Source organism: Streptomyces ossamyceticus (genome assembly GCF_001418475.1).
GTDB lineage: Bacteria > Actinomycetota > Actinomycetes > Streptomycetales > Streptomycetaceae > Streptomyces > Streptomyces ossamyceticus.
On record NZ_LIQX01000283.1, the window covers coordinates 1 to 4,241 of the forward strand.

Here is a 4,241-nt window from a genome sequence, read left to right on the forward strand (position 1 = left end):
CTCCGTCTGCAGACGGAGCAGTTCCTCTTCGTACGTCGCGCGCGGCAACTTCGTCGCCTTCTTGCCGGCCATGCCGCCTCCACCGCCCTATGACCCCCGTCGATGAGTTCCGGAGTCACCCATGACCAAGGTCGAACACCAGAACGTCACCGTACTTTCCGACGACGAGCTGCGCACCCTGGACGCCCACTGGAGGGCCGCCAACTACCTCACCGCCGGACAGATCTACCTGATGGCGAACCCGCTGCTGACCGAGCCGCTGCGGCCGGAGCACATCAAGCCGCGGCTCCTCGGACACTGGGGCACCTCGCCCGGCCTCAACCTCGTGCACACCCACCTCAACCGTGTGATCAAGGCACGCGGACTGGACGCGCTGTGCGTCTGGGGCCCCGGCCACGGCGGGCCGTCCGTGCTCGCCAACTCCTGGCTGGAGGGCAGCTACAGCGAGGTCTACCCCGACGTGCCGCGCGACGCGCAGGGCATGGAGCGGCTGTTCCGGCAGTTCTCCTTCCCCGGCGGGGTGCCGAGCCATGTCGCCCCGGAGACCCCCGGCTCCATCCACGAGGGCGGCGAACTCGGCTACTCGCTGGCCCACGCGTACGGCGCCGCCTTCGACAACCCCGACCTGCTGGTCGCCTGTGTGATCGGGGACGGCGAGGCGGAGACCGGGCCGCTGGCGGCCGCCTGGCACTCGAACAAGTTCCTGGACCCGGTGCACGACGGCGCGGTCCTGCCGATCCTCCACCTCAACGGCTACAAGATCGCCAACCCGACCGTCCTCTCCCGCCTCCCCGAGAGCGAGTTGGACACGCTCCTACGGGGCTACGGGCACGTGCCGATCCATGTGACCGGCGACGACCCGGCGCAGGTGCACCGCGCGATGGCCGCGGCCCTCGACGAGGCACTCGACCGGATCGCCCTCATGCAGCGGACCGCCCGTGAGGACGGCGTCACCGAGCGGGTGCACTGGCCGGTGATCGTGCTGCGCACCCCGAAGGGCTGGACCGGCCCCGCCGAGGTCGACGGGGAGCCCGTCGAGGGAACCTGGCGCGCCCACCAGGTCCCGCTCGCCGGGGTACGGGAGAACCCGGACCACCTGCGGCAGTTGGAGGCGTGGCTGCGGTCGTACCGGCCGCAGGACCTGTTCGGCCCCGACGGGCGGCCCGTCCCCGACGTCCTCGCCTGCGTCCCCGAGGGGCCCCGCCGCCTCGGCGCCACCCCGCACGCCAACGGCGGTCTCCTCGTCCGCGACCTGCCCGTCCGTTCCCTCGACGACTTCGCCGTCCCGGTGGAGAAGCCCGGCACCACCCTCCACGAGCCGACCCGGGTCCTCGGCGGCCTCCTGGAAGCGGTCATGAACGACACCCGCGCCCGCCGGGACTTCCGGGTCGTCGGCCCGGACGAGACGGCCTCCAACCGGCTCCAGGCCGTCTTCGACGCCAGCGGCAAGGCATGGCAGGCCGGGATGCTGCCGGTGGACGAGCACCTCGACCGGCACGGCCGGGTGCTGGAGATCCTCTCCGAGCACACCTGCCAGGGCTGGCTGGAGGGATACCTCCTGACCGGCCGGCACGGCCTGTTCTCCTGCTACGAGGCGTTCGTCCACATCGTCGACTCCATGGTCAACCAGCACATCAAATGGCTGCGGACCTCCCGCGAGCTGCCCTGGCGGGCCCCCATCGCCTCCCTCAACTACCTGCTCACCTCCCATGTGTGGCGGCAGGACCACAACGGCTTCTCCCACCAGGACCCCGGCTTCGTCGACCACGTCCTGAACAAGAGCCCCGAAGTGGTCCGCGTCTATCTGCCGCCGGACGCCAACACCCTGCTCTCCGTCGCGGACCACGTCCTGCGCAGCCGGGACTACGTCAACGTCGTCGTGGCCGGGAAGCAGCCCTGCTACGACTGGCTGTCCATGGACGAGGCCCGCGCCCACTGCGCGCGCGGCGCGGGCATCTGGGACTGGGCCGGCACGGAGAACGGCGGCGAACCCGACGTCGTCCTCGCCTGCGCCGGCGACGTCCCCACACAGGAGGTGCTGGCCGCCGCGCAGCTGCTGCGCCGGCACCTGCCCGGACTCGCCGTGCGCGTGGTGAACGTCGTCGACATGACCCGGCTGCTGCCGCGTGAGGAACACCCGCACGGGATGAGCGACTTCGAGTACGACGGGCTGTTCACCACCGACAAGCCGGTGATCTTCGCCTACCACGGCTACCCGTGGCTGATCCACCGCCTCGCCTACCGCCGCACCGGCCACCGGAACCTGCACGTCCGCGGCTACAAGGAGTCCGGGACGACGACCACACCGTTCGACATGGTCGTCCGCAACGACCTCGACCGCTACCGCCTCGTCATGGACGTCATCGACCGCGTCCCCGGCCTCGCCGTCCGCGCCGCCGCCGTACGGCAGCGGATGGCCGACGCCCGGACCCGCCACCACGCCTGGATCCGCGAGCACGGCACCGACCTGCCCGAGGTCGCCGACTGGTCCTGGAACGCCTGACGTTCACCGTCCACCGGTGGAGACACCCTCCACCGGTGGAGCGTCGGCCGTCGCCGTACGCGGGCGGCTCAGCCGGCCACGGCGGGCACCGGGCCCGCCGGCTCCCCGGGCAGCCGGGAACCCACCTCGAACACGTCCGTCAGGCCGGTGCAGCGCAGCAGCCGCAGGAAGCGGGAGTTGTCGGTGACCAGACGGAGCCGGCCGTGCCGGTCCCGCGCGCGATTGCGGGCCCGGCACAGCACACCGAGCCCGGAACAGTCGATGAAGTCGACCGGGCGCAGGTCCAGCACCAGGTCGGGGTGGGGACGGGAGGTCAGGGCGTCCAGACGGGCCGCCAGCGCGGGAGCCGTCACGACGTCTATCTCGCCCCGCAACGTCACGACGGTCGTGCCGCCGGAGGTTTGGTGCGTGCGGTACGGCGCGGACCCGATGTCGTTCTCGTCCATGAGACGAGACAAGCCCTGGTGACCGGGTCGGCGGTAGGGCCGTTCGGTCCCTCTTGCACCGGCCCGAACGGGACCTGGGTCCCGCACGGTGGCCCGTGCGGGACCGTGCGAGGTCCGCGTCCAGCGGACAAGCTGGATGTGTGGGACTTTCCCGGCATGCGCAGAAGGACGGTGAGGAGCGTCATGAAAGGCTTCGTCTTCCACGGACCCGGTCAGTCGGCCTGGCAGGACATCCCGGACCCCGCGCTCAAGGACCCGACCGACGCGGTCGTACGGGTCGACGCCGTGACCATCTGCGGCACGGATCTGCACATCCTCAAGGGCGACGTCCCCGACGTGCGACCCGGCACGGTCCTCGGGCACGAGGCCGTCGGCGAGATCGTCGAGGTCGGCGGCGACGTGAGGACCGTACGTCCCGGCGACCGCGTCCTCGTCTCCTGCATCAGCGCCTGCGGCCGCTGCCGCTTCTGCCGGGAGAGCGCCTACGGGCAGTGCAGGGGCGGCGGGGGCTGGATCCTCGGCCATCTGATCGACGGCACCCAGGCAGAGTACGTTCGCGTTCCCTACGCCGACCTGTCCGTCCATGTACTGCCCAGCTCGGTCGGCAACGAGGACGCCGTGCTCCTCGCGGACATCTTCCCGACCTCCTACGAGGTGGGTGTGCTCAACGGGCATGTGCGGCCCGGGGACACCGTCGCCGTCGTCGGCGCCGGCCCCATCGGTCTCGCCGCGATCGCCGCGGCACGGCTGTTCGCCCCCGAGCGGATCGTCGCCGTGGATCCGGCGCCGGCCCGGCTGGAGGCCGCCAAGCGGCTCGGCGCCGACGCCGTGGCCGACGCCCGCGAGGACCCCGAGCAGCTCGTCGCCGACCTCACGGACGGACTCGGCGCCGACGTGGTCATCGAGGCGGTCGGTCTGCCCGAGAGTTTCGAGGCGTGCACCCGCATGGTGCGCCCCGGCGGCCACGTGGCCAACGTCGGTGTCCACGGCAAGCCCGCCGTGCTGCACCTCGAAGATCTGTGGATCAAGAACATCACCCTCACCACCGGCCTGGTCGACACCAGCTCCACCCCCACGCTGCTGCGCATGGCCGCCGCCGGGCGCCTGCCCACCGCGGACCTGGTCACCCACACCTTCCCGCTGAACCACATGGAGGAGGCGTACGACGTCTTCGGCCGCGCCGCGGACACCGGAGCCCTGAAGGTGGTACTCGGCGACCTGCCCCACCGCGAGGTCGCCGTCCGTGCCGCCTGACCCTCGCTCCACCCCTACCGGCCGACGGCCGTCGGCCG

General features: G+C 71.7%; 3 protein-coding genes. 2 read left to right on the top strand and 1 reads right to left on the bottom strand.

Going from position 1 to position 4,241, the window contains the following annotated elements; genetic code table 11:
• Positions 1 to 121: 121 nt before the first annotated feature.
• Positions 122 to 2,503, top strand: a complete 2,382-nt coding sequence (locus AOK15_RS21655) for a phosphoketolase family protein (RefSeq protein ID WP_055519412.1) — start codon at positions 122 to 124, stop codon at positions 2,501 to 2,503.
• Between the two features lie 68 nt (positions 2,504 to 2,571).
• Here the strand turns inward: AOK15_RS21655 and AOK15_RS21660 are convergent, their stop codons facing one another.
• Complete coding sequence (locus AOK15_RS21660) at positions 2,572 to 2,949, bottom strand: STAS domain-containing protein (RefSeq protein WP_055519414.1); 378 nt, start codon at positions 2,947 to 2,949, stop codon at positions 2,572 to 2,574.
• Positions 2,950 to 3,132: 183 nt separating this feature from the next.
• Here AOK15_RS21660 and AOK15_RS21665 point away from each other — a divergent pair, with 183 nt between their 5' ends.
• Positions 3,133 to 4,203 carry a zinc-dependent alcohol dehydrogenase family protein gene (locus AOK15_RS21665; protein ID WP_055519416.1) on the top strand — a complete coding sequence of 357 codons (1,071 nt, stop codon included), beginning with the start codon at positions 3,133 to 3,135 and terminating at the stop codon, positions 4,201 to 4,203.
• The last annotated feature ends 38 nt before the right edge of the window (positions 4,204 to 4,241 follow it).